General features: G+C 71.6%; 17 protein-coding genes. 13 read left to right on the top strand and 4 right to left on the bottom strand.

Going from position 1 to position 25718, the window contains the following annotated elements:
- The first annotated feature begins 433 nt into the window (after positions 1–433).
- From AB0F38_RS01810 to pepN, 3 genes are all read left to right on the top strand, one after another.
- Positions 434–3742 (top strand): S8 family serine peptidase, encoded by a 3309-nt coding sequence (locus AB0F38_RS01810; protein ID WP_361885115.1) that lies wholly within the window; start codon positions 434–436, stop codon positions 3740–3742.
- 204 nt (positions 3743–3946) lie between these two features.
- Positions 3947–4975 carry an aspartate-semialdehyde dehydrogenase gene (locus AB0F38_RS01805; RefSeq protein ID WP_361885113.1) on the top strand — a complete coding sequence of 343 codons (1029 nt, stop codon included), beginning with the start codon at positions 3947–3949 and terminating at the stop codon, positions 4973–4975.
- A 253-nt stretch (positions 4976–5228) separates the two neighbouring features.
- Positions 5229–7805: an aminopeptidase N gene (gene pepN, locus AB0F38_RS01800; RefSeq protein WP_361885111.1), complete on the top strand. Its 2577-nt coding sequence runs from the start codon at positions 5229–5231 to the stop codon at positions 7803–7805.
- A 322-nt stretch (positions 7806–8127) separates the two neighbouring features.
- On the opposite strand, the gene AB0F38_RS01795 is transcribed toward pepN, so the two are convergent.
- From AB0F38_RS01795 to AB0F38_RS01785, 3 genes are all read right to left on the bottom strand, one after another.
- Positions 8128–8337, bottom strand: coding sequence for a hypothetical protein (locus AB0F38_RS01795; RefSeq protein WP_361886710.1), 210 nt, complete (start codon positions 8335–8337; stop codon positions 8128–8130).
- An 82-nt stretch (positions 8338–8419) separates the two neighbouring features.
- The gene (gene malQ / locus AB0F38_RS01790; protein WP_361885109.1) at positions 8420–10549 is read right to left on the bottom strand and encodes a 4-alpha-glucanotransferase; all 2130 of its coding nucleotides are present in this window, start codon (positions 10547–10549) and stop codon (positions 8420–8422) included.
- Entirely contained in the window at positions 10550–10840 is a 291-nt protein-coding gene (locus tag AB0F38_RS01785) for a hypothetical protein (protein ID WP_361885107.1), read from the bottom strand. It lies immediately after the preceding gene.
- Between the two features lie 320 nt (positions 10841–11160).
- Here AB0F38_RS01785 and AB0F38_RS01780 point away from each other — a divergent pair, with 320 nt between their 5' ends.
- Positions 11161–14154 carry a beta-N-acetylglucosaminidase domain-containing protein gene (locus AB0F38_RS01780; RefSeq protein ID WP_361885105.1) on the top strand — a complete coding sequence of 998 codons (2994 nt, stop codon included), beginning with the start codon at positions 11161–11163 and terminating at the stop codon, positions 14152–14154.
- On the opposite strand, the gene AB0F38_RS01775 is transcribed toward AB0F38_RS01780, so the two are convergent.
- A complete protein-coding gene (locus AB0F38_RS01775; RefSeq protein ID WP_361885103.1) occupies positions 14136–14726 on the bottom strand; it encodes an HNH endonuclease in 591 nt (196 codons plus the stop codon). The genes AB0F38_RS01780 and AB0F38_RS01775 overlap by 19 nt on opposite strands.
- Before the next feature lie 319 nt (positions 14727–15045).
- On the opposite strand from AB0F38_RS01775, the gene AB0F38_RS01770 reads away from it, so the two are divergent.
- The 9 genes from AB0F38_RS01770 to AB0F38_RS01730 all read left to right on the top strand — a co-directional run bounded on the left by AB0F38_RS01770 (position 15046) and on the right by AB0F38_RS01730 (position 25717).
- Positions 15046–16107, top strand: a complete 1062-nt coding sequence (locus tag AB0F38_RS01770; protein ID WP_361886707.1) for a mechanosensitive ion channel family protein — start codon at positions 15046–15048, stop codon at positions 16105–16107.
- A 186-nt stretch (positions 16108–16293) separates the two neighbouring features.
- The gene (locus AB0F38_RS01765; protein WP_361885101.1) at positions 16294–17508 is read left to right on the top strand and encodes an ROK family transcriptional regulator; all 1215 of its coding nucleotides are present in this window, start codon (positions 16294–16296) and stop codon (positions 17506–17508) included.
- A 51-nt stretch (positions 17509–17559) separates the two neighbouring features.
- The gene (locus tag AB0F38_RS01760; protein WP_361885099.1) at positions 17560–18894 is read left to right on the top strand and encodes an ABC transporter substrate-binding protein; all 1335 of its coding nucleotides are present in this window, start codon (positions 17560–17562) and stop codon (positions 18892–18894) included.
- 6 nt (positions 18895–18900) lie between these two features.
- Entirely contained in the window at positions 18901–19842 is a 942-nt protein-coding gene (locus AB0F38_RS01755) for a sugar ABC transporter permease (protein WP_361885097.1), read from the top strand.
- A gap of 3 nt (positions 19843–19845) precedes the next feature.
- On the top strand, positions 19846–20745 hold the full coding sequence (locus tag AB0F38_RS01750; RefSeq protein ID WP_361885095.1) for a carbohydrate ABC transporter permease: 900 nt from the start codon (positions 19846–19848) through the stop codon (positions 20743–20745).
- Position 20746: 1 nt separating this feature from the next.
- Positions 20747–22012, top strand: a complete 1266-nt coding sequence (locus AB0F38_RS01745) for a 6-phospho-beta-glucosidase (RefSeq protein ID WP_361885093.1) — start codon at positions 20747–20749, stop codon at positions 22010–22012.
- Positions 22003–22977 (top strand): BadF/BadG/BcrA/BcrD ATPase family protein, encoded by a 975-nt coding sequence (locus tag AB0F38_RS01740; protein ID WP_361885091.1) that lies wholly within the window; start codon positions 22003–22005, stop codon positions 22975–22977. The genes AB0F38_RS01745 and AB0F38_RS01740 overlap by 10 nt, the downstream gene beginning before the upstream one ends.
- 308 nt (positions 22978–23285) lie before the next feature.
- Positions 23286–24674 (top strand): hypothetical protein, encoded by a 1389-nt coding sequence (locus AB0F38_RS01735; RefSeq protein ID WP_361885089.1) that lies wholly within the window; start codon positions 23286–23288, stop codon positions 24672–24674.
- An 11-nt stretch (positions 24675–24685) separates the two neighbouring features.
- A complete protein-coding gene (locus AB0F38_RS01730) occupies positions 24686–25717 on the top strand; it encodes a glutamate ABC transporter substrate-binding protein (protein ID WP_361885087.1) in 1032 nt (343 codons plus the stop codon).
- Position 25718: the final 1 nt, after the last annotated feature.

Raw genomic sequence — 25718 nt, 5'->3', positions numbered from 1 at the left:
GCCGGGCGGCGCCTTCCTGTACACGGTGGACGCGTACCGGCCGGAGCAGGCCGTCCCCGGGCGCCCCGTGAGGAGCACGTCGGCTTCACCGGGGAGCGGGAGCGTCCGGAGCGGCTCCGGGTCACGGTCATGCGCGTCGGGGCGAAGGGACTGCGCGAAGCGATGGCGCATCAGGCGGTGCCGGTGCGTACGGCGATGAGGCGGCGGAGGACCGCGGATCGGCCGCGCGGGTGGTGGTCCTGCGGTGGTCCTGCCGCGAAGATCGGCGTTTCCACCCCTTTGGTCCCGTGTGGCGTACCGGAAGCGGTGGCGGGTCTACGCCATGTTCGTTTCTCGCCCCCGTCAACTCTCTACAAACCCCTGTCCTTTACGAAAGGCTGAGCGGTCATCGGGTACCGAATTCCGGACTCTCTCTTTCGTTCACAAAACAGGGATGCTGATGACCAAGGAATCCCCCAGCTCCATACCCGGGGCGAGACGCGCCGCGCGCATCGCCGCCGCCGCCGGTCTGGCGGCCGCGCTGGCCGCCTCCGGCGCCGCCCCGGTCTTCGCCGCCGACGACCCGGCGACCGCGCCGGTGAAGCCCGCCGCCACCAGCGACAAGGGCGACAAGCTCGGTGAGGCCGACGCCGATGTGCTGGCGAAGGCCGAGGCCAAGGGCGAGAAGAACATCACGATGATGGTCGCCACCGCGCCCGGTGCGACCGAGCAGGTCGCGGCGCAGCTGGACGCCGTCAAGGGGTCCGTGCTGGGCCGGACGTACGACAAGCTCGGCTACGTCCGGGCGACCGTGCCGACCGCGACGGCCGAGGCCACCATCAAGGCGGCGCAGAAGCTGTCGTCCGTCCACGGCATCGATCTCAAGCAGGAGATCAAGCTGGACGACCCGACGCCCGCGGGCGACCGGGCGGCCGGGGCCGAGCAGACGAAGTCGACGGGCAGTTATCCCGCGCCCGGGAAGAACACCCCGGCGAAGAACCCGTACAACCCGTCCTTCGAGACGGGCGCGGTCGACTTCGTGAAGCAGCACCCGAAGGCCGACGGCCGCGGCATCACCATCGGCGTCCTGGACTCCGGTGTGGACATCGCCCACCCGGCCCTGCAGAAGACCACCACCGGCGAGCGCAAGATCGTCGACTGGGTGACGGCCACCGACCCCGTGAACGACGGCGACGGCACGTGGCTGAAGATGGTCGAAGGTGTGGCGGGCCCCACCTTCACGAGCGCCGGCAAGACGTACTCGGCGCCGGAGGGCACGTACAAGTTCAGCCTGTTCAAGGAGTCCGCCACCCGGGGCGGCGACATGGCGGGCGACCTCAACCGTGACGGTGACACCACCGACGCGTGGGGCGTGCTGTACGACCCGGTCACCGGCACCACGCGGGTCGACCTGAACAGCAACGCCGACTTCGGCGACGACACCGTGCTGAAGCCGTACAAGGACGGGCACCAGGTCGCCTACTTCGGTACGGACGACCCGCGGACCGAGGTCGCCGAGCGCATCCCGTTCGTCGTCGAGAACCGCAAGAACGTCGTCCACAACGCGGCCGGCGACAAGGCCGACTACGTCAGCATCGGTGTCATCGAGGGCTCGCACGGCACACACGTCGCGGGCATCACCGCGGCCAACGGCCTGTTCGGCGGCAAGATGAACGGCGCGGCGCCCGGCGCCAAGGTCGTCTCCTCGCGTGCCTGCACCTGGTCCGGCGGCTGCACCAACATCGCGCTGACCGAGGGCATGATCGACCTCGTCGTGAACCGCGGTGTCGACATCGTCAACATGTCGATCGGCGGCCTGCCGCCGCTCAACGACGGCAACAACGCGCGCGCCGAGCTCTACAAGCGGCTCATCGACATCTACGGCGTCCAGCTGGTCATCTCGGCCGGCAACGAAGGCCCGGGTGTCAACACCATCGGTGACCCCGGCCTGGCCGACCACGTCATCTCGGTGGGCGCGTCGATCTCCAAGGAGACGTGGGCCGCCAACTACGGCTCCCGCGTCACCAAGAAGTACGACATGCTGCCCTTCTCCTCGCGCGGTCCGCGTGAGGACGGCGGCTTCGCGCCGATCCTGACGGCTCCGGGTGCGTCCATCAACACCACCCAGACCTGGTCGGCCGGCGGTCCGGTCAAGGAGGCGGGCTACTCGCTCCCGGCCGGCTACTCCATGCTGCAGGGCACCTCGATGTCCTCGCCGCAGGCCGCGGGCGCCGCCGCGCTGCTCCTGTCCGCCGCGAAGCAGAAGAGCATCGAGCTGCCCCCGGCCGACCTGCGTACCGCGCTGACCAGCACCGCCACCCACATCGCGGGCGTGCCCGCGCACGCCCAGGGTGCCGGTCTGATGAACATCGTCCGTGCGTGGAGCCAGATCGAGAAGAAGGGCGCCGCGGCGCACGAGTACACGGTGAAGGCCCCGGTCGACACCGCGATCGACTTCGCGCTGAAGACCCCGGGCTTCGGCACGGGCCTGTACGACCGTGAGGGCGGCCTGAAGGCCGGCCAGAAGAAGTCGTACGACGTCACCGTCACCCGCACCACGGGTCCGGACCGCGCGGTCGCGCACAAGCTGTCCTGGAAGAACAACGACGGCACCTTCAAGCTGAGCGGTTCGAGCACCGTCTCGCTGCCGCTCGGCAAGCCGGTGACCGTGAAGGTCCAGGCGAAGCCCGGCAGTGCGGGCGTGCACAGTGCGATCCTGCAGGTGGACGACAGGAAGACCGTCGGCGTGGACCAGCAGATCCTCTCCACGGTGATCGTCGCCGAGGAGCTGGTGAAGCCGGCGTACGCGTTCTCGACGACCGGCTCGGTGCAGCGCAACGGCACCACGTCGTACTTCCTGAACGTCCCGGAGGGCGCCGAGACCCTCGAGGTCGCGCTGAGCGCCCTGCGCTCGGGCAGCCAGACGCGGTTCATCTCCATCCACCCCTACGGGGTCGCGGTGGAGGACAGCGCCACGATCTACTGCTACCCGAACTACGAGAGCCCGGCCAACACCTGCCGCCCGGACACGCGCTCCTACAAGGACCCGCAGCCCGGCGTCTGGGAGATCGAGGTCGAGTCCCGCCGTACGTCGCCGCTGCTGGACAACCCGTACAAGCTGGACGTCTCGCTGCTCGGCGCCTCCTTCGACCCGGCGGTGCAGACCATCGCCGAGGCGAAGACCGGCACCCCGGCACCGGTGGACTGGACGGTCACCAACAACGCCGGTGACCTGGAGGGCAAGCTCAAGGGCGGCTCGCTCGGCTCGGCCGACGTCGAGCGTCCGTCGATCTCCACGGGCGGCGAGTACGTCAAGGAGGTCACCATCGGTGAGGGTGTCGAGAAGCTGGACATCGCCATCGGCGGTACCTCGGACGCCAACGCCGACATCGACCTGTACGTCTACAAGGGCGCCACGGAGGTCGGCGCCTCGACGACGGCGGGCTCGGAGGAGTCGGTCAGCCTGGTGAACCCGGCGGCCGGCACGTACACGGTCGTCATCGACGGCTACTCGGTCCCGGCCGGGACCACCGAGTACGACTACCGCGACGTGTACTACGCCTCGTCGCTCGGCACGATCCAGGTCGACGAGTCGGAGGCCGTGAACCTGGCCAACGGCGCGTCCGCCCAGGTCGGTGCCGAGGTCGTGGTCGCCGGAGCGGCTCCCGAGGGCCGGCAGTTCTTCGGCGAGGTCCAGCTGGTGAACTCCCGCGGCACCGCGGCGGGCACCGGCAGCGTCGTCATCGAGAAGGTGGCGCCGTAACCGCACCACGCTGAACATGTGATCCGTACGACAGTGGGGCGGGCGCTCTCCGGAGCTCCCGCCCCACTGCTCTGCCCGGCCCGTCGTCCGGGCGCCCCTCGCGCCCGCTGTCCGCCAGCCGGACAATGGATTGGACAAGAAAGCCGTGGACAGACGCATCATGGAGCGGCAACCGTGCCAGCTCGTACGTGTGAAGGAGTCCCCGTGAAGGTCGGAATCGTCGGCGCCACCGGTCAGGTCGGCACAGTCATGCGCAGGATCCTGGCCGAGCGGAAGTTCCCCGTCGCCGAACTGCGGCTCTTCGCCTCCGCACGCTCCGCGGGCTCCACGATCTCCTACGAGGGCACGGACATCACCGTGGAGGACGCCTCCACCGCGGACTACACCGGGCTGGACATCGTGCTGTTCTCCGCCGGCGGTGCGACCTCGAAGGCGCTGGCCGAGAAGGTCGCGGCCCAGGGCGCCGTCGTGATCGACAACTCCTCCGCCTGGCGCAGGGACCCCGAGGTCCCGCTGGTGGTCTCCGAGGTCAACGCGCACGCGATCGGCGACCGTCCCAAGGGCATCATCGCCAACCCGAACTGCACGACGATGGCCGCCATGCCCGTGCTGCGCCCGCTGCACGCGGAGGCCGGCCTGGAGGCGCTGACCGTGGCCACGTACCAGGCGGTGTCCGGGTCCGGGGTCGCCGGTGTCGCGGAGCTGCACGGCCAGGTCTCCGAGGTCGTGGCCGACGCGGACAAGCTCACGCACGACGGCGGCGCGGTCGACTTCCCCGAGCCGGGTGTCTACAGGCGTCCGATCGCCTTCAACGTACTGCCGCTGGCCGGCTCGATCGTCGACGACGGTTCGTTCGAGACGGACGAGGAGCAGAAGCTCCGCAACGAGTCCCGCAAGATCCTGGAGATCCCGGAGCTCAAGGTGTCCGGGACCTGCGTCCGGGTCCCGGTCTTCTCCGGCCACTCCCTGCAGATCAACGCCCGCTTCGCGCGTCCGCTCAGCGTCGAGCGCGCCCACGAGCTGCTGAAGGACGCCGAGGGCGTCGAGCTCTCCGAGATCCCGACCCCGCTCCAGGCGGCCGGCCGGGACGCCTCGTACGTGGGCCGGATCCGGGTCGACGAGACCGTCGAGCACGGTCTCGCGCTGTTCGTCTCCAACGACAACCTGCGCAAGGGCGCGGCGCTGAACGCGGTCCAGATCGCGGAGCTGGTGGCGGCCGAGCTGAAGGGCTGAACCCTCGTCCACGAAAGGGGGGCGGCCACCGGGTTCCGGTGGCCGCCCCCCTTTCGTGTGCCCGTGCCGGTGGAGGGCGAGGGGCCCGCGCAGAGCCCTGCCGGTCCCGGCCATGCGCCGACGCGGGACCGTACCCACCTGTCCGGGGAGTGGCCCGGCCCCCTTCACGGGCCCGGCGGAAACAGGACATCGCGCTGCGCGTACCCCACGTGGAAGGATGGCCCGAAACATCACAGATCTAGGAGATGACCGCGTGCCTGGCACGAATCTGACCCGCGAAGAGGCACAGGAGCGGGCGCGCCTGCTGACCGTGGACGCGTACGAGATCGATCTCGACCTCTCCGGAGCGCAGGAGGGCGGGACCTACCGGTCCGTCACCACCGTGCGCTTCGACTCCGCCGAAGCCGGTGCGGAGACTTTCATCGACCTGGTCGCCCCGGCCGTCCACGACGTCGTGCTGAACGGCAAGGCGCTGGACGTCGCCGCCGTCTTCCGCGACTCGCGGATCGCGCTGAAGCACCTGCAGGCCGGTACCAACGAGCTGAAGGTCGTCGCCGACTGCTCGTACACGAACACCGGTGAGGGTCTGCACCGGTTCGTCGACCCGGTCGACGAGCAGGCCTACCTGTACACCCAGTTCGAGGTGCCGGACGCCCGCCGGGTGTTCGCGAGCTTCGAGCAGCCCGACCTGAAGGCGGCCTTCCGGTTCACCGTGAAGGCACCGGCCGGCTGGACCGTGATCTCCAACTCGCCGACGCCGGAGCCGAAGGACGACGTCTGGTCCTTCGAGCCGACGCCGCGCATCTCCACGTACATCACGGCCCTGATCGCGGGCCCGTACCACGCGGTGCACAGCAGCTACGAGAAGGACGGCCAGTCGGTGCCGCTCGGCATCTACTGCCGTCCCTCGCTCGCCGAGTACCTCGACGCGGACGAGATCTTCGCGGTCACCCGTCAGGGCTTCGACTGGTTCCAGGAGAAGTTCGACTACGCGTACCCGTTCGCCAAGTACGACCAGCTCTTCGTCCCGGAGTTCAACGCGGGCGCGATGGAGAACGCGGGCGCGGTCACCATCCGCGACCAGTACGTGTTCCGTTCGAAGGTCACGGACGCCGCGTACGAGACGCGGGCCGAGACCATCCTCCACGAGCTGGCCCACATGTGGTTCGGCGACCTGGTCACCATGGAGTGGTGGAACGACCTCTGGCTGAACGAGTCGTTCGCCACGTACACCTCGATCGCCTGCCAGGCGTACGCCGAAGGCTCGAAGTGGCCGCATTCGTGGACCACGTTCGCCAACTCCATGAAGACGTGGGCGTACCGCCAGGACCAGCTGCCCTCCACGCACCCGATCATGGCGGACATCCGCGACCTGGACGACGTCCTGGTGAACTTCGACGGCATCACGTACGCGAAGGGCGCCTCGGTCCTGAAGCAGCTCGTGGCGTACGTGGGCCAGGACGCGTTCTTCAAGGGTGTGCAGGCGTACTTCAAGGCGCACGCGTTCGGGAACACGCGCCTGTCCGACCTGCTGGGCGCGCTGGAGGAGACCTCCGGCCGTGATCTGAAGACCTGGTCGAAGGCGTGGCTGGAGACGGCCGGCATCAACATCCTGCGCCCGGAGATCGAGACGGACGAGAACGGCCACGTCACCTCGTTCACCGTGCTCCAGGAGGCTCCGGCGCTCCCCGCCGGGGCGAAGGGCGAGCCGACGCTGCGTCCGCACCGGATCGCGATCGGCTGCTACGACCTCGACGCGGCCGGGAAGCTGGTCCGTACGAACCGGATCGAGCTGGACGTGGACGGCGAGCGCACGACCGTGGCGTACCCGGCGGGCACGGCCCGCCCGGCGGTCGTCCTGCTCAACGACGACGACCTGTCCTACGCGAAGGTCCGCCTCGACGAGGAGTCGCTGGCCGTCGTCACCGAGCACCTGGGCGATTTCACCGAGTCCCTGCCGCGGGCCCTGAGCTGGGCCTCCGCCTGGGACATGACGCGTGACGGCGAACTGGCGACGCGCGACTACCTGGCGCTGGTCCTCTCCGGGATCGGCAAGGAGTCGGACATCGGCGTCGTCCAGTCACTGCACCGCCAGGTGAAGCTGGCGCTGGACCTGTACGCGGCGCCGGAGTGGCGCGAGGCGGGTCTGACGCAGTGGACCGACGCGACGCTGGCGCACCTGCGCGCGGCGGAGCCGGGCAGCGACCATCAGCTGGCCTGGGCCCGTGCCTTCGCGGCGACGGCGCGCACGCCGCTCCAGCTGGACCTGCTGCAGTCGCTGCTGGACGGCACCGTGGACATCGAGGGCCTCGCCGTCGACACGGAGCTGCGCTGGGCGTTCGTGCAGCGTCTGGCCGCGGCCGGGCTGCTGGACGAGGAGGAGATCGCCGCGGAGTACGAGCGCGACAGGACGGCCGCGGGCGAGCGCCACGCGGCGTCCGCACGCGCGGCGCAGCCCTCCGAGGAGGCGAAGGCCGAGGCGTGGGCCTCGGTCGTGGAGTCCGACAAGCTGCCGAACTCCCTTCAGGAGGCGGTCATCAGCGGCTTCGTGCAGACCGACCAGCGTGAGCTGCTGGCTCCCTACACGGAGAGGTTCTTCGCGGCCGTCAAGGACGTGTGGGACTCGCGCAGCCACGAGATGGCCCAGCAGATCGCGGTCGGCCTGTACCCGGCCCTCCAGGTCTCGCAGGCCACGCTGGACGCGACGGACGCCTGGCTGGCCTCGGCGGAGCCGAGCGCGGCACTGCGCCGGCTGATGTCGGAGTCCCGGGCGGGCGTGGAGCGTGCGCTGAAGGCGCAGGCGGCGGACGCCGCGGCGGCGACCGCGTAGCCGTCCCTCCGTACGGATGAGGGGCGCCTCCTTCGGGGGGTGCCCCTGAGGCGGGACCGGCCGGCCGCGGGCCCGGTTCCCTGGCGAGGCGGTGGCCGGAGAAGGCGTCGGTCCTCACCCGGCCGCCTCGGCGCGCGGAGAGCCGGTGAGCTCCGCGTCCGCCCGCTCCGGCGGGGCACGTGCCGCCTCGGCGTGGCCCCTCCGCAGACGCGGAGCTTCCGCACGTCCCACCCGGTCATGGCCGCACCCGACCGGTGTCCGGACAGGCCGATGCGCCGCGCGGCACTGCGTGCCGGCGGCGCGTCCGTGAAGAGCCGGGCCCCTAGGCCTTCTTGGACCTGTCGAGGACCATGACGAGCCCGGCGATCACCAGGAAGAGGACGATCGGCAGTCCGACGAAGACCCCGAGGGTCTCCCCCACTCCGATCCCCTGACCCGGGTCGTCACCGTCGTCGCGGGTGAGAGCGAGCGCGGGGGACGACATGAGCAGCATCATCAGCGTCGTACCGGCCGCGACGGCACCGGCGCGCATAGCGTTCTTCTTGTCCACGGGACAAACGTAGCGAACGCCCGGGAGCGACGCGCGCCCGGGGGTGCCGTACGGGGCAATGCGCCTAGGGCCGGTCCGCGCCGGGTCTCAGAACCTCCATCAGGCGGTGCAGCCGGGGCGAGGCGGCGATCTGCTCCAGGGTGACGGGGTGTCCCTCGGCATCGGCGACGGGCAGGCGCCAGTTGGGGTACTGGTCCCAGGTGCCCGGGAGGTTCTGCGGGCGGCGGTCGCCCACGGTGTCCGGGAGCCAGACTCCGGCCATCCGGGCCGGGGTGCGCAGCAGGAAGCGGTGGACGGCACGGACGGCGGCCTCCTCGTCGCCGCCGCCCTCGGGCAGCAGCCGGAGCCGGGCCAGGAAGGACAGCCACTCGGCGGTGTCGGCGGCGTCCTCGGCCAGCTCCTGCTCCAGGGGGCGGGTGAGCAGGCCGAGGCGGTGGCGGAGCGTCACGTGGTCGCCCGTCAGCCGGGCGGCCGTGGTCGGCAGGTCGTGGGTGGTGGCCGTGGCCACGCAGCCGCTGCGCCACTTCTCCGGGGGCAGCGGGCGCCCGGTGCCGTCCCAGTCGCGCTCGAACCAGAGGACGGACGTACCGAGCACTCCGCGCCTGGCGAGCGCCTCGCGCACACCGGGCTCGACGGTGCCGAGGTCCTCCCCCATGACGACGGCACCGGCGCGGTGCGCCTCCAGGACGAGGACGGCGAGCATCGCCTCGGCGTCCTGGCTGACGTAGGTGCCCTCGGTGGGCGGCCTGCCCTCGGGCACCCACCAGAGCCGGAAGAGGCCCATGACGTGGTCGATGCGCAGGGCGCCCGCATGGGCGAGGAGGCCGCGCAGGAGCGTGCGGTACGGAGCGTAGGCGGACGCGGCGAGGACGTCGGGGCGCCAGGGGGGCAGCCCCCAGTCCTGGCCGTGCGCGTTGAAGGCGTCCGGGGGCGCGCCGACGGACATGCCGTGGGCGAAGGCGTCCTGCTGGGCCCAGGTGTCGGCCCCGTCGGGGTGGACGCCCACGGCGAGGTCGTGGACGATCCCGACGGCCATCCCGGCGTCCCGCGCGGCGCTCTGGGCGGCGGCGAGCTGGGTGTCCGTCAGCCAGGCGAGCCGGCAGTGGAAGTCGATCCGTCCGAGGAGGTCGGTGCGGGCACGGGCGCTCTGCGGGGAACGCGGGTCGCGCAGTCCGGCGGGCCAGCCACGCCAGTCGGAGCCGTACACCTCGGCCAGGGCGCACCACAGGGCGTGGTCCTCCAGGGCCTGTCCCTGCTCGGCCAGGAAGTCGCAGTACGCGGCGCGGCGCCCCGGGCTGAGCGGCACCTGGGCGATGAGCTCCAGGGCCTGCCTCTTGAGCTCCCAGACGGCGTCCCTGTCGATCAGCGCGCCCTTGTTCAGCACGGCCTCGCTGAGTGCGGCGGCGTCCTGGCGCAGGTCGTCCAGGGCGGCCCGGCCCGGCTCGGGCACGTGCCCGTACTCCGGGACGGACTCGATGTGCAGGTGCACGGGGTCGGGGAAGCGTCGCGAGGAGGGGCGGTACGGGGAGGGGTCGGTGGGCCTGCCCGGTACGGCGGCGTGGAGCGGGTTGACCTGGACGAAGCCGGCCTGCAGGGTCCGGCCCGACCAGGCGGCGAGGTCGGCCAGGTCCCCGAGGTCGCCCATGCCCCAGGAGCGGGCGGAGAGCAGCGAGTAGAGCTGGACGAGGAAGCCGTGCGTGCGGCCGGGCGGCTGGGGTGCGCGGTCCGGCGCGACGACGAGCGTGGCGGTGGCGTAGCGGTGGTCGGGGGCGCGCACGGTCAGCCGGTGGATCCCCAGGGGCGGTGCGGTCCACCAGGACGGTGTGCGCGGCGCACTGCCGTCGGAGGGCTTCGCCCCCGGCGCGGTGACCCGCATCCGCAACTGCGGCGCGTCGGCGCCTCCCGGCTCGCGCTCGGGGTCGACCGTCAGCGTCGCGCCGAACGGCAGCGCGGCCAGGGCCGGCGGCAGCGGCTCTCCCGACCAGGTCACCACCGTCGGCGGGAGCAGCCGGGAGGCCGCCGCCGACTCGGCCGCGGCCAGGGATCTCCGCACCTGCGCGGGGGTGCTCGCGGCCACGCCCAGCGCGGCGAGCACGGCCGTGACCGTGTCGTCGGGGACCGGCACCGTGACATCCGCGGACGGGGCGAAGGAGGTGGCGACGCCGTGCAGTGCGGCGAGCCGGGACAAGCCCATTCAGACTCCTGGGGACTCCATGCCCCCTGCGGTGCCGGGTGCTGTCGGCTCGCTGGTCAGAGGGGCGACGGCGGCGAGCGGAGGCTCGCTCGTGAGAGGTGTGGCGTCGGCGAGCGGGGGCTCGCTGGTCAGCGGAGCGGCATCGGCGGACACGGGTTCACCGATGAGATGGCGCACGTCGGCGAGCGGCAGCTCGCTGATCATCGGGGGTGCTTCGGTCGGGGCGGGACCCGCCGGGCTCGGCACCTGTTCGGAGGGAGCGGAGAGCAGAAGCTGCGCGGAAGCGGGCACGGTGGCCTCCTGGCCGTGGACAACAGGACACAGCAGGCCTACCCCGTGGGTGCGGGAGCAGACATGGGTGTGACATAGGCGTGATGACAACGAGCCCCACGTGCTGTGGGTCACACTACGTTCCCCCGTACGCCAGGTATGGGCTGTTTTCGGTCACTCGGCGGGTCATCCGGTAGCACCCGCGAGTCGCATCGCGTGACACATCAGGCATATCCGCCACAACGGCCACGCGCATTGACACCCTTCCGCCCGGGTGGTGGGCTCGGAGACCACGGGGAGCCAGGGGCATCGGAGCAGGGACCGGAACAAGGGAGAGCGGCGTGCAGCTCGGGCGCAGGAGGCACGCGGCGGCCGTCGCCGTCGCCGTGATCGGCGGACTGCTCGGACCCTTCGCACCGGCCGTGATCGCGGCCCCCGTCGCCCCCGGCACACCCGCCGCGACCACGCCCGGCCGCACCGACGGCACACCGCTGCCCGACGTATGGCCGCGGCCGCAGACGATCAAGGCCTCCGGTCAGTCCGTTCGGCTCGGCACCGAGGTCACCGTCCTCGCCGGCGTGGACACCGATCCGTACGCCGTGGACGCGCTCCGCGCGCTTCTGCGCGACGCGGGGGTACGGACCGTGCACGACGCCCTGCCCGGCCGCGGCGCGGTGATCCGGATGGGCGGTACGGATGCCGGTCAGGCCCTGCGGGCGCTGCGCGCACCCGAGCGCGCCGATCTGCCGTCCGGGGGTTACCGCATGGCCGTGGGCAGGGTCGCCGGCCGGCCCACGGTCGCCCTGGACGGCATCGGGGAGGACGGCCTGTTCCACGGCGTCCAGACGCTGCGTCAGCTCGTCACGGACGGCACCGTCGCCGGTGCCGTGGTCCGCGACTGGCCGGGAACGGCCGTACGCGGCATGGCCGAGGGCTTCTACGGGCAGCCGTGGACCCCCGAGGAGCGGCTGGCCCAGATCGCTTTCATGGGCCGTACGAAGCAGAACCGCTACCTGTACGCGGCCGGCGACGACCCCTACCGCCAGGCCCGCTGGCGCGAGCCGTACCCGGCCGACCGGCGCGCCGACTTCCGGGAGCTGGCCGGGAAGGCGCGGGCCGAGCACGTGACGCTCGGCTGGGCCGTCTCCCCCGGGCAGGCGATGTGCATGGCCTCCGACGCGGACCTGGAGGCGCTGACCCGCAAGCTCGACGCGATGTGGGCGCTGGGCGTCCGGGTGTTCCAGCTGCAGTTCCAGGACGTCAGCTACAGCGAATGGCACTGCGACCTGGACGCCGAGACGTTCGGCAGCGGCCCCGAGGCCGCCGCCAGGGCCCAGGCCCGGGTCGCGAGCGCGGTCGCGCGGCATCTGGCGGACCGCTACCCGGACGCGGAACCGCTGTCGGTGATGCCGACGGAGTTCTACCAGGACGGCGCCACCGACTACCGCACGGCGCTGGCCGCCGAGCTCGACGACCGGGTGCAGGTGGCCTGGACCGGCGTCGGGGTCGTGCCGAGGACCATCACCGGGCGGGAGCTGGCCGGTGCGCGGGCCACCTTCCGCCACCCGCTGGTCACCATGGACAACTACCCGGTCAACGACTACGCCCAGGACCGGATCTTCCTCGGCCCGTACACCGGCCGGGACCCGGCGGTGGCCGTCGGTTCGGCGGCGCTGCTGGCCAACGCCATGGAGCAGTCCTCGGCGTCCCGCATCCCCCTGTTCACGGCCGCGGACTTCGCCTGGAACCCGAAGGGCTACCGGCCGCAGGAGTCCTGGAAGGCGGCGACAGACGATCTGGCGGGCGGCGACGCCGATACCCGGGCCGCGCTGCACGCCCTCGCGGGCAACAGCGCCACCTCGGTGCTCGGGGGCGTCGAGTCGGCCTATCTGCAGCCGCTGTTCTCCGGGTTCTGGGCGTCCCGCGCGACGGGGAACACGGCCGGCCGCGACAACGCGGCGGCCAGGCTGCGGGCGGCGTTCGGGGTGATGCGGCAGGTCCCCGAGCAGCTGAGGACTCCGGCGGACGGGCGGCTGGGGGACGAGGTGCGGCCGTGGTCCGAGCAGCTGGCGCGGTACGGCCGCGCGGGCGAGCTCGCCGTCGATCTCCTGCAGGCACAGGCGCGCGGCGACGGAGCGGCCGCCTGGAAGGCCCAGCTGGCGCTGGAGCCGCTCCGCAAGAAGATCGAGGCGAACGGGGCGACGGTCGGCAAGGGTGTGCTCGACCCGTTCCTGGACCGGGTGCGCGAGGAGGCCGACAGCTGGAACGGCACCGACCGCGAGACCGGCACGGTGCACCGGGACACGAGCAGCTACACGGTCCGCCTCGGCCGGCCCCGCCCGGTCGAGGCCGTCACCACGATGACCCTGCCCGCCGAGGCCGGCGGTGCGGTCCTGGAGGCCCATGTGCCGGGCGAGGGCTGGCGGCGCCTCGGCTCCCTGTCCGCGGCGGGCTGGACCCAGACTCCGGCGAAGGGCCTCAGGGCGGACGCGCTCCGGGTCTCGGTCCCTACCCCCCGCCCGGTCCTCGTCGGCCCGCCGGCTCCCGGTGTCACGGGGGCGCCCCCGCCCGCCACGGGTCCGGGCGCGGCCTCCACCGCGGTGCGCGGGCTCGTCCCGTGGTTCGGCGACGAACCGGCGGCCAGACTCCGTCTCGCACGCGGCGAGACGGACGCCGTGATCGGCGGTGGTACGCAGCGGGTCGAGGCGCGGCTGGCCGGCGGACGTCCCACCGAGGTGAAGGGCGCGCTCACCGCGAAGGCCCCGAAGGGCATCGAGGTGACGGTGCCGAAGCGGACGACGGTACCGCGGGGTGCCCGTACCGACGTGCCCGTGGACATCACCGTGCCCGCGGACACCCCGGCCGGGGAGTACGAGGTGCCGCTGAGCTTCGGCGGCGAGGAGAGCACGCTGACCGTGCGGGCCTTCCCGCGCACCGGGGGCCCCGACCTGGTGCGTACGGCCACGGCGTCCTCGTCCGGCGACGAGACCCCGGACTTCCCGGCCTCCGCGGCCTCGGACGGGGATCCGGAGACCCGCTGGTCCTCGCCCGTCGAGGACAGCGCATGGTGGCAGGCCGAGCTGCCCGGGCCCGTCCGGCTGGGCCAGGTCGTGCTGAGGTGGCAGGACGCCCACGCCTCCCGCTACCGCGTCCAGGTCTCCGCGGACGGACGCACCTGGCGCACCGCGGCGACCGTGCGGGAGGGCCGGGGCGGGCGCGAGTCGGTCCGGATGGACGCGAGGGACACCCGCTTCATCAGGGTTCAGGCCGACAGCCGGGCCACGCGGTACGGGTACTCGCTGTGGGCGGTGGAGGCCTACGCCGTCGCCGAGTAGTGCCGCGTGCCCTCCGACGCCCCGGGCCCGTGCTCCGCGGCGGGAACTCCGTCGATCCGGGCCATCACGTCGTCCGCGCCGAACGGCTGCAGGTAGGGCAGCCAGCGCGGGTCGCGGTGCCCGGTCCCGATGATCCGCCAGGCGAGACCGCTGGGCGGGGCGGGCTGGTGGCGCAGCCGCCAGCCCAGCTCGGGCAGATGCCGGTCGGCCTTGACGTGGTTGCAGCGTCGGCAGGCCGCCACCACGTTGTCCCAGACGTGCTGTCCTCCGCGGCTGCGCGGAATGACGTGGTCGACGCTGGTCGCGGCGGCGCCGCAGTACATGCAGCGCCCGCCGTCCCTGGCGAAGAGCGCCCGGCGGGTCAGCGGGACGGGCCCCCGGTAGGGGACCCGTACGAACCGCTTGAGGCGGACGACGCTGGGCGCGGGCACGGCACGGGTGGCACTGTGCATGAAGGCGCCGGACTCCTCGAGGCAGATGGCCTTGTTCTCGAGGACGAGGACGAGCGCGCGGCGGAGCGGTACGACGCCGAGCGGCTCGTACGACGCGTTGAGAACCAGGACGTGCGGCACGTGGATGCCTCCTTGTACGCCGGCGGCGCGTGGCTCGCGCCGGGACGATCCGCTCTCAGTCTCTCCTCATGCCTGGTCGTGGCGCCACCACGTGCGGGTAACGGGCCGGAGGGATTTTTCTCACCACCCGGCCGGACGCACCCCCGGGACACACCGGAACAGACGCCTCGGCACGGCTGCGGGCCACGATGTGCGAGGGGCCACACCACCCGTCCGCCGCGGGGTGAGACGTGTCTCTCCTCCCGCTACGGCAACGAACCACTCCCTCCGCTTCGTTACTGTGGTTGATCTGCTGTCGCCCCATCTGGAGGTCCCCGCCGTGTCCCTGTCCGCCCTCCTGGCCGCAGCACCGTCACCCGAGCCAGGCTCGCTGGACGAAGCCGCCGAGCGGGCCGGCAACGCCGCGGGCTGGGTGCAGGAGAACTGGTCCACCTGGCTGAACACCGGCCTGCGCATCCTGCTGATCCTCACGATCGCGCTCGTGCTGCGGTACGTGATCCGGCGTTCCCTGACCAACCTCATCGACCGGATGAACCGCAGTGCCCAGGCGGTGGAGGGCACCGCCCTCGGTGGCCTGCTGGTCAACGCCGAACGCCGCCGCCAGCGCTCGGAGGCCATCGGTTCCGTACTCCGTTCGGTTACGTCGTTCCTGATCCTGGGCACGGCCGCGCTGATGATCCTGGGGGCGTTCCAGATCAATCTGGCGCCGTTGCTGGCCTCCGCGGGGGTCGCCGGTGTGGCACTGGGTTTCGGTGCACGCAACCTGGTCACCGACTTCCTCTCCGGCGTCTTCATGATCCTCGAGGACCAGTACGGCGTGGGTGACCAGATCGATGCCGGCGTCGCCTCCGGCGAAGTCATCGAGGTGGGCCTGCGCGTCACCAAGCTGCGCGGCGACAACGGTGAGATCTGGTACGTCCGCAACGGCGAGGTGAAGCGGATCGGCAACCTCAGCCAGGGCTGGTCCACGGCCGGTGTCGACGTCACGGTCCGGCCGGCGGAGGACCTGGACCGGGTCCGCAAGGCGATCACCGAGGCCTCCGAGGCCATGGCCAAGGAAGAGCCCTGGTCGGAGCGCCTGTGGGGCCCGGTGGAGGTCCTCGGCCTGGACGCGGTCCTGCTCGACTCGATGACCGTCCGGGTCACGGCGAAGACGATGCCGGGCAAGGCGCTGGGTGTGGAGCGCGAGCTGCGCTGGCGGATCAAGCAGGCTCTCGACGCGGCCGGCATCCGGATGGTCGGCGCCCTCCCCCTCCAGGCGGACGGCGCGACGTCCCCCGACCCGACGGCCGGCATGGCCGCCCCCTCCGCGTACGCGTCGGCCACGTCACCGCAGTCGCTGGCGGCCACCCCGATCCCGCCGACGAGCATGACGAAGTAGCACCCGGCCGGTCGTCGGCCACGGGCGCCCCGCGCTTGCGCGGGGCGCCCCTTCGTCCTCGGGACCCCACCGGGTAACGCTTTGGCAGCCACAGGCGGGCAGACCATTGACGTTCCGGTGATCTGCGCCATACGGTCCTCCCATCGAATAGGAAACTTTCCTAACAGAGGGCGGGTGCATCTGTTCATGGCGGGAACCACTCCGGGCACGCCGGGGACACCGCGGGTCCTGCGCGCCATGAACGACCGGGCCGCGCTGGACCTCCTCCTGGAACACGGCACCCTTTCCCGTACCCGGATCGGGAAGCTGACGGGTCTGTCCAAGCCCACCGCCTCCCAGCTCCTCGCCCGGCTGGAGGCCGCCGGGCTCGTGGTGGCCACCGGTACGAGCGAGGGGCGCCCCGGCCCCAACGCGCAGCTGTACGCGGTGAACGCGGGGGCCGCCCATGTGGCCGGGCTCGATGTGACCGCGCGGCGGATCGTCGCGGCGGTCGCCGATGTGACCGGACGGACGGTCGGCGAGTACGAGCTGCGTACCCCCGGGAGGCGCGCCGACAGCGTGGTGCGGCAGGTGACGGACGCCCTGGACGGCGCGGTCAAGGAGGCCGGGCTCTCGCGCGTGGACGTGCACCGCGTCGTCATCGGTACGCCGGGCGCCTTCGACCCGGGCACCGGACGGCTGCGCTACGCCTCACACCTGCCCGGCTGGCACTCCCCCACCCTGCTGGACGAGCTGGCCGCGTCCCTGCCGATGCCGGTGGAGTACGAGAACGACGTGAACCTGGTGGCGGTGGCCGAACAGCGGCTCGGCGCGGCCCGGGAGCACGAGGACTTCGTCCTGCTGTGGAACGAGGAGGGCCTCGGCGCCGCCCTCGTCATCAACGGCCGGCTGCACCGCGGGTTCACCGGAGGTGCGGGCGAGGTCGGATTCCTGCCGGTGCCGGGCACCCCCCTCGTACGCCAGGTCGTCAAGGCCAACAGCGGCGGCTTCCAGGAGCTGGCCGGCGCCCAGGCGCTGCCCCGGCTCGCCACCTCGCTCGGCATCGAGACCCCGCACCAGCCGTACGCCGAGGTCGCGGCCGGGCTGCTGGCCCGGGCGGCCGCCGCCTACGACCAGGACCCCGCGCTCACCGAGCTGCTGCGGCAGTACGCCCAGCGGCTCGCCACCGGTCTCGCGTCCGTCATCGCGGTGCTCGACCCGGGCCTGATCGTGCTCTCCGGCGCGCTGGCCGCCTCGGGCGGCGAGCCGCTGCGGTCCCTCATCCAGTCCGAGCTCGCCGAGCTCGCGGCGTCCCGGCCCCGGCTCGTGCTCGGCGAGATCGGCCGGCATCCGGTCCTGCGGGGTGCCCTGGAACGGGCCCTCGCGGACACCCGCGACGAGGTGTTCGACACCTCTCGCTGACCCCGCCCACGCCTGCCTCCTCCTCTTCCGCCTGTCCCTGGGAGCTTTGCCATGCGCAGAAGCCGACCGACCACCACCGCCGCTGTCGCCGTCGCCGCGATCTCGGTCCTCGCCACCGCCTGCACGGGCCAGGCCGAGTCCGGTGCGAACGACGACCCGAACGCGAGGACCACGATCAACTTCTGGCACGGCTGGAGCGCGCCCTCCGAGGTGAAGGCCGTCCAGGAGAACATCGACCGGTTCGAGAAGACCCACCCGAACATCACGGTGAACGTCGTCGGCAACATCAACGACGACAAGCTCAACCAGGCCCTGCGCGCGGGCGGTTCGAACGGCCCGGACGTGGTCTCGTCCTTCACCACCGCCAACGTCGGCAAGTTCTGCTCGTCAGGTGCCTTCGCCGACCTGAAGCCCTTCATCGAGAAGTCGGGGCTGGACCTGGAGAAGACCTTCCCGAAGGTGCTGCTCGACTACACCCAGTTCGAGGGCAGGCGCTGCGCCCTGCCGCTGCTCGCCGACGCCTACGGCCTCTACTACAACAAGGACGCGTTCGAGAAGGCCGGGATCACCGCGCCGCCGAAGACGATGTCCGAGCTGGCCTCGGTCGCGAAGAAGCTGACGGTGAGCAGGGGTGACAGCTACGAACAGCTCGGCTTCATGCCGACGTTCCACGGCTACGAGACGGTCGCCGACCACTACCTGGCCTCGTGGGACCACGCCTACTTCGACGCGGACGGCAGGTCGAACATCGCGAAGGACCCGGCGTTCGCCGAGATGTTCACGTACCAGAGGAAGCTGGTCGAGGACCTCGGCGGCTACGGGAAGCTGGAGAGGTACCGCGGCACGTTCGGTGACGAGTGGGGCGCCAAACACCCGTTCCACACCGGCCAGGTCGCGATGCAGCTGGACGGAGAGTGGCGGCTGGGGATGGCCACCGATGCCGACGTGCCGTTCGAGATCGGTGTGGCACCGATGCCGGTGGCCGACGACGAGGCCGACAGCTACGGGAAGGGCTTCCTGTCCGGCACGATCATGGGGATCGCCCCGGCCGGCAAGAAGCAGAACGCCGCGTGGGAGCTCGTGAAGTTCATGACGAGCGACACGCAGGCCGTGGTTGACTTCGCGAACGGCATCCGCAACGTGCCCTCCACCTTCGCCGCGCTGAAGTCCCCGGACCTGAAGTTCGACCCGCGCTTCAGGACCTTCCTGGACATCGCCCGGCACCCCGGTTCCAGCACCCCCGACGGTGCGGTCAACGGGGCGGCGTACCAGCAGACCATCCAGGACTTCGGCTTCCAGTACGAGAAGGGTGCGGTGAAGGACCTGCAGGCCGGCCTGGAGAAGACCGCGGCGCAGATCGACACCGACATCGCCAAGGCGAAGTAGACCCCGATGACCACGCACACACTCCGCTCCAAGCGCCGCAGGTCGGCGCTGCGGACGGCGGCCTTCATGTCGCCGTGGCTGATCGGGTTCACCGTCTTCTTCGCGTACCCGATGGTCTCGACCGTGTACTTCTCGTTCATGAGGTACGACGGCTTCGGAGCACCGTCCTTCAACGGGCTGACGAACTGGACGTACGTCTTCGGCGACTACCCGATGTTCTGGCCGTCCCTGCGCAACACGCTCTGGCTGGTGCTCGTCATGGTCACCTGCCGGGTCGTGTTCGGCCTCGGGACCGGCATGCTGATCACGAGGATCAAGACGGGCACGGGGCTCTTCCGCACCTTCTTCTACCTGCCCTGCCTGGCCCCGCCGGTGGCCGCGACACTGGCGTTCGTCTTCCTGCTCAACCCTGGTACGGGGCCCGTCAACGCGATCCTCGGCGATCTGGGCCTGCCGGCCCCGGGCTGGTTCAACGACGCGTCCTGGTCGAAGCCTGCGCTCACCATGCTCGCGGTGTGGGGCATCGGCGACCTGATGGTGATCTTCATGGCCGCACTGCTCGACGTACCGCGGGAGCAGTACGAGGCGGCCGAGCTGGACGGCGCCTCCGGGTGGCAGACGTTCCGCTTCGTGACGCTGCCGAACATCTCGCCGATCGTGCTGTTCGCCGTGGTCACCGGGGTGATCCAGGCGATGCAGTACTACACGCAGCCGCTGGTGGCGGGGAAGGTCGCCTCAGGCGTGATCGGCGGCTCCGGGCAGCAGTTCGAACCGGGTTACCCGGACAGGTCGACCCTGACGCTGCCCCAGCTCGTCTACAACCTCGGCTTCCAGCGCTTCGACTACGGCTCCGCCTGTGTCGTCGCCCTCGTCCTGTTCGCCCTGGCCATGGCCTTCACCGCACTGCTGATGCGGGGCCGCAACAGCCTGATCCAGGCCGGTGGCTGAGCCATGACCCAACTCCTCGACCCGCCCCGCCCCGTCACCGCGCAGGACGCGCCCACGCCCGCGGAGCGCACCGCCCGCCGCAAGGCGCTGCTGCACTGGATCGCCGTCCACTCGCTGGGCGTCGCGGCCGCGCTCCTCTTCGTCCTGCCGTTCGTCTTCGTCCTCCTGACCTCGGTGATGAGCGACCAGCAGGCGCTGACCCGGGACCTCACGCCCGACACCTGGGAGTGGGAGAACTACCGGCGGGTCCTCGACACCCCGGGCTTCCTGACCTGGTGGCGCAACACCCTGCTGTACGCGGGCCTGGGCACCGTCCTGACCGTCGTGTCGTCGGTGCCCGTGGCGTACGCGCTGGCGAAGTTCCGCTTCCGGGGCCGCAGGCTCTCGCTGATGCTGGTCGTCTCCATGATGATGCTGCCGCCGCAGGTCGTCATCATCCCGATGTACCTGTTCTGGGCGAAGCAGCTGGACCTGTCCGGGACGCTGTGGCCGCTGATCATTCCGATGGCCTTCGGCGACGCGTTCTCCATCTTCCTGCTGCGGCAGTTCCTCCTCACCATCCCGGACGAGTACCTGGACGCGGCGAAGGTCGACGGCTGCGGTGAACTGCGCACCCTCGTCAGGGTCGTGCTGCCGATGGCGAAGCCCGGCGTCGCGGCGATCGCCCTGTTCCAGTTCTTCGCCGCCTGGAACGACTACTTCGGACCGCAGATCTACGCCTCGGAGAACCCGGCCGCCTGGACGCTCAGTTACGGCCTGGAATCCTTCAAGGGCGCACACCACACCGACTGGAACCTGACCATGGCCGCGACCGTTCTGGTCATGGCCCCCGTGATCGCCGTCTTCTTCCTCGCCCAGAAGGCATTCGTCGAGGGCGTCACGCTGACCGGAGTGAAGGGCTGAAATGAAGCTCGCAGTAGTGGGTGGCGGGTCCACCTACACACCTGAACTGATCGACGGTCTCGCACGGCTGCGGGACACCCTGCCGGTCCAGGAGCTGGTGCTCGTCGACCCGGCGGCCGACCGGCTCGAACTCGTCGGCGGCCTGGCCCGGCGGATCTTCGCCAAGCAGGGCCACCCCGGGCGGATCACCACGACGGCCGACCTGGACGCGGGGGTGGAGGGCGCCGCCGCGGTCCTGCTCCAGCTGCGCGTCGGCGGGCAGGCCGCCCGCGACCAGGACGAGACCTGGCCGCTGGAGTGCGGCTGCGTCGGCCAGGAGACCACCGGGGCCGGCGGCCTCGCCAAGGCCCTGCGCACGGTGCCGGTCGTCCTGGACATAGCCGAACGGGTCCGCCGGACCAGTCCCGATGCCTGGATCATCGACTTCACCAACCCCGTCGGCATCGTGACCAGGGCGCTCCTGCAGGCCGGACACAAGGCCGTCGGTCTGTGCAACGTGGCGATCGGCTTCCAGCGGAAGTTCGCCAGGCTGCTCGACGTCGCCCCCGCCGAGGTGCACCTCGACCATGTCGGGCTCAACCACCTGTCGTGGGAGCTCGGTGTCCGTCTCGGCGGTCCGGACGGGGGGAACGTCCTGCCGGGGCTGCTCGCGGAGCACGGCGACGCCATCGCCGACGACCTGCGCATGCCCCGGCAGATCCTCGACCGGCTCGGCGTCGTCCCCTCGTACTACCTGCGGTACTTCTACGCGCACGACGAGGTCGTCCGGGAGCTCGGCACGAAGCCGTCGCGGGCCGCCGAGGTCGCCGCGATGGAGAAGGAACTCCTGGCCATGTACGGCGATCCGGCGCTGGACGAGAAGCCGGCGCTGCTCGGCAGGCGCGGCGGCGCGTTCTACTCGGAGGCGGCCGTGGACCTGGCGGCCGCGCTGCTCGGCGGGGGCGCCCCGAAGGCCCAGGTGGTCAACACGTACAACAACGGCACGCTGCCGTTCCTGCCGGACGACGCGGTGATCGAGGTGCAGGCCCGGGTGGACGCCACGGGTGCCGCCCCGCTCGCGGCCCCGGTGCTCGACCCGCTCCAGGCGGGGCTGATCGCCAACGTGACGGCGTACGAGGACCTGGCGCTGGAGGCCGCGCTCCGGGGCGGCAGGGACCGGGTGTTCAAGGCGCTGCTGTCGCATCCCCTGATCGGCCAGTACGCGTACGCCGAGGCCCTCACCGACCGGCTGATCGCGCACAACCGGGAGCACCTGGCGTGGGCGTGAACGCTTCGGTCCTCGCCATCGACGCGGGCAACAGCAAGACCGATGTGGCGCTGATAGGCGGGGACGGCTCGGTGCTGGCCACGGCCCGCGGGGGCGGGTTCCAGCCGCCGGTGGTCGGCGTGGAGGCGGCCGTGGACGTGCTGGCCTCCGCGCTCGGACGGGCACTGGCGTCGTCCGGCGTGCGCATGGGGGAGATCGGCCATGTGTCGGCCTGCCTGGCGAACGCCGATCTCCCGGTGGAGGAAGCCGAGTTGACCGAGGCACTGCTCCGCCGGGGGTGGGGTGGCTCGGTGGAGGTGCGCAACGACACCTTCGCGATCCTGCGGGCCGGGGTGGACGAGCCGCGCGGTGTGGCCGTCGTCTGCGGGGCGGGGATCAACTGTGTCGGCATGGTGCCGGACGGGCGCACCGCACGCTTCCCCGCGATCGGCCGGATCTCCGGTGACTGGGGCGGCGGTTCGGGGCTCGCCGAGGAGGCCCTGTGGTTCGCGGCGCGGGCCGAGGACGGCCGCGGCGAACCGACGGAGCTGGTGCGTGCGCTGCCGGGGCACTTCGGTCTCGGCTCGATGTACGAGCTCATCGAGGCGTTGCACCGGGGGCGGATCACGTACGAGTCCCGGCACGAGCTGACCCCGGTGCTGTTCGCGACGAGCGCGGCCGGGGACCCGGTGGCGGCGGGTCTGGTGGACCGGCTGGCGGACGAGGTGGTGGCGCTGGCGTCGGTCGCGCTCGGCCGGCTCGGGCTGCTGGACGAGGAGGTGCCGGTGGTGCTGGGCGGCAGCGTGCTGGCCGCGCGGCACCCCGGGCTGGACGACCGGATCACGCGCCTCCTGGCGGAGCGTGCTCCGAAGGCGGTGATCCGGGTGGTCGCACAGCCCCCGGTGCTGGGGGCCGCGCTGCTGGGCCTGGACCGTACGGGTGCGGCACCCGAGGTGCACAACAGGCTGCGCGCGCAGTACACCTGACACACTGAGGGCGACGGTGGGGCGTTTCGCGGCTTCGGCGCCGCTGAACGCCCCTTCCGCACGGGAACCGATCAGATGTCCCGTACGTGTTCATGGTGGGGAGATCGATGCGCTTCGGGGGATGTCACAGGGCTTGCCCGGGCGATCGCCTTGATCGCCCGGGCAAGCCCTGATCGAATACGGGGATCGACTCAGGATCGAGGCATTCCTGGTGAATGCCGTTCCCCGCGGCCATACTTCTGGCCGGGCACCAGTCCCCCGATCGGCCGGGGGTCCGGGCCACCGTCGGTGACCGAGGGGGAGGTCAAGTGACACACCCGCCGAACGGGGTCTCGCAGCGGGAGCGCGCGCCGGACGGGCCGGCCGTGCCCCTGACCGTACCCGCGCAGCGTCGTGGTGTCCGGTCCGTGGCCGCCGGGCGACTGCGTACCGCGGCGACGACCGAGCCGGGCAGGCTCCAGATCATCGGGGCCGTACTGGCGCTGCTGGTCGTGGCGTTCGGCGCGGTCACGGCTCTGGAGATCTCCGGGCGGGCCTCGGCCGCGGACGACGTGCTGTCGCACAGCCAGCCGCTGAGCGCGGACGCCGCGAGCATCTACCGTTCGCTGGCCGACGCGGACACCATGGCGGCGAGCGGCTTCCTGGCGGGCGCGCAGGAGCCCGAGGACGTGCACGAGCAGTACGAGGAGGACATCAGGGAGGCGTCCCGGCTCCTGGTGAAGGCCGCGGCGAACACCGATGTGTCCTCCTCCTCCTGGGACGAGATCACCACGCTCAACACGCTGCTTCCCGAGTACACGGGCCTGGTCGAGCGTGCGCGTGCCAACAACCGGCAGGGGCTGCCCCTCGGCGGCGCCTACCTCCGGTACGCGAACCAGAAGATGACGGACGAACTCCTGCCGGCCGCGGAGCGGTTGTACGCGGCGGAGACCAGCAGGCTCGGCACCGACTCGACCGACGCCCGGCAGTGGCCGTTCCTCTCGCTGGCCGCCGGGATCGTGGCGCTGGCCGCGCTGGCGTGGACGCAGCGGCGCGACTACCGCCGGACGAACCGCGTCTTCAACCACGGGCTGCTCGCGGCGACCGCCGCGGCCACGGTGGTGCTGTTGTGGCTGGCCGTGGGGCACACGGTGGCCCGCGCCGAACTGCGTGAGGCGATGGCGCAGGGGCAGGAGTCACTCGATGTCCTCAACAAGGCACGGATCAATTCGCTGAAGGCGCGCGCCAATGAGAACCTCACCCTGGTCGCCCGCGGTGCGGTGTTGACGGCGGACGGCACGCGGGACAAGTACGAGACCGACTACGGCACGGGCATGAAGTCACTGGGAGCGCAGCTGAGGAGCGCCGGGAAGCTCGCCGACGGCACCCCGGGGAGCGAGCCGGTGGCGGACGCCGTCCGCGGTGTGTCCGAGTGGCAGGCCCGTCACAGGAAGGCCCGGGCGACGGACGACCAGGGCGACTACCAGGGTGCCCTGAGGCAGATCATCGGCTCGAAGGGCTCCACGGGTGAGTCCTTCGAGCAGGTGGACAGCGCGCTGCGGCAGGCGCTCGCCCATGAGCAGGGCGAGTTCACCGCGGCGGCGAGGAACGGGCGCGGGGCGCTGGGCGGGCTGCCGATCGGGGCAGCAGTCCTCGCCGTACTGGGTGCGGTCGCCGCGATCGTCGGGGTCAGCCGCAGGCTCTCGGAGTACCGGTGAGAGGAGGAGCGATGACCAGGGCCAAGGTCTGGTCCGCGCGCCGCGGGCTGCGCGGCTGGGGCGGTGTGACGGGCATGGCGGTGGCCTGTGCCGTGACGGCCTCACTCACCCTGCTGCCGCTGGCGCACGGGGACGGCACCTTCGGCGGGCAGAACACCGGCCAGGGGGTGACCCCAGCGGTGGCCGCCGAGGCCGAGGAGTGCACGGATCCGGAAGCGAGCCTGGAGCCGTCGACCGCCGACGGCCCGACCATCGAGAAGATCCGGGCCCGCGGGAAACTGATCGCCGGTGTCGACCAGAACAGCTTCCGGTGGGGGTACCGCGATCCGGAGAGCGACACCCTCGAAGGCTTCGACATCGACCTGGTGCGGGCCATCGCCAAGGACCTCCTGGGCGATCCGGAGGCGGTGGTCTACCGGGCCGTTCCCACCAACCAGCGCATCGCCGCGCTGGAGCACGACAAGGTCGACGTCGTCGTACGGACGATGACGATCAACTGCCAGCGCCTGGAGCAGGTCTCGTTCTCCACGGCCTACTTCCAGGCCGGTCAGCAGGTCCTCGCGCCGAAGGAATCGAAGATCACGGGGTACGACGGTTCCCTGGCCGGCAAGCGGGTCTGCACGGCGGAGGGCTCCACGGCGTTCGAGGCGCTGGAGAAGCAGTCGTACGGCGCGATATTCGAGGACGAGCACGAGGGCACCGATCGGGACCGGGACCGGCTGACCGTCCCCAACCAGCTGGACTGCCTGGTGCGGCTTCAGCTCGGCGAGGTCGACGCGGTGGTCACGGACAACGCCTTGGCAGCGGGCCAGGCCGCCCAGGATCCGGCGGTGGAGCTCAAGGGCGAGCCGTTCACCACGGAGTACTACGGGGTCGCGGCGAAGCTCGGCGCCGATGATCTGGTGGCCCGGGTCAACCAGGTGCTGGTCGACTACCGCCGGGGCGGTGACGACAGCCTCTGGATGAAGTCGTACGGGCAGTGGCTGGCGGCCGGACTGCCCGGGATCGAGGCGCCCCCCGCGCCCAAGTACCGGAGCAACTGAA

The organism is Streptomyces sp. NPDC025273 (assembly GCF_040638585.1).
In the GTDB taxonomy this organism is placed as follows: domain Bacteria; phylum Actinomycetota; class Actinomycetes; order Streptomycetales; family Streptomycetaceae; genus Streptomyces; species Streptomyces cinereorectus.
This window is presented reverse-complemented; position numbering and strand designations above follow the sequence as displayed.

What these genes read in the sequence shown, in the direction of transcription:
- AB0F38_RS01810 (WP_361885115.1), top strand. Translation starts at nt 434, where the DNA reads ATGCTGATGACCAAGGAATCCCCCAGCTCCATACCCGGGGCGAGACGC.
- AB0F38_RS01795 (WP_361886710.1), bottom strand. Translation starts at nt 8,337, where the DNA reads ATGCGCGCCGGTGCCGTCGCGGCCGGTACGACGCTGATGATGCTGCTC.
- malQ (WP_361885109.1), bottom strand. Translation starts at nt 10,549, where the DNA reads ATGGGCTTGTCCCGGCTCGCCGCACTGCACGGCGTCGCCACCTCCTTC.
- AB0F38_RS01765 (WP_361885101.1), top strand. Translation starts at nt 16,294, where the DNA reads ATGGCGGGAACCACTCCGGGCACGCCGGGGACACCGCGGGTCCTGCGC.
- AB0F38_RS01760 (WP_361885099.1), top strand. Translation starts at nt 17,560, where the DNA reads ATGCGCAGAAGCCGACCGACCACCACCGCCGCTGTCGCCGTCGCCGCG.
- AB0F38_RS01755 (WP_361885097.1), top strand. Translation starts at nt 18,901, where the DNA reads ATGACCACGCACACACTCCGCTCCAAGCGCCGCAGGTCGGCGCTGCGG.
- AB0F38_RS01750 (WP_361885095.1), top strand. Translation starts at nt 19,846, where the DNA reads ATGACCCAACTCCTCGACCCGCCCCGCCCCGTCACCGCGCAGGACGCG.
- AB0F38_RS01745 (WP_361885093.1), top strand. Translation starts at nt 20,747, where the DNA reads ATGAAGCTCGCAGTAGTGGGTGGCGGGTCCACCTACACACCTGAACTG.
- AB0F38_RS01730 (WP_361885087.1), top strand. Translation starts at nt 24,686, where the DNA reads ATGACCAGGGCCAAGGTCTGGTCCGCGCGCCGCGGGCTGCGCGGCTGG.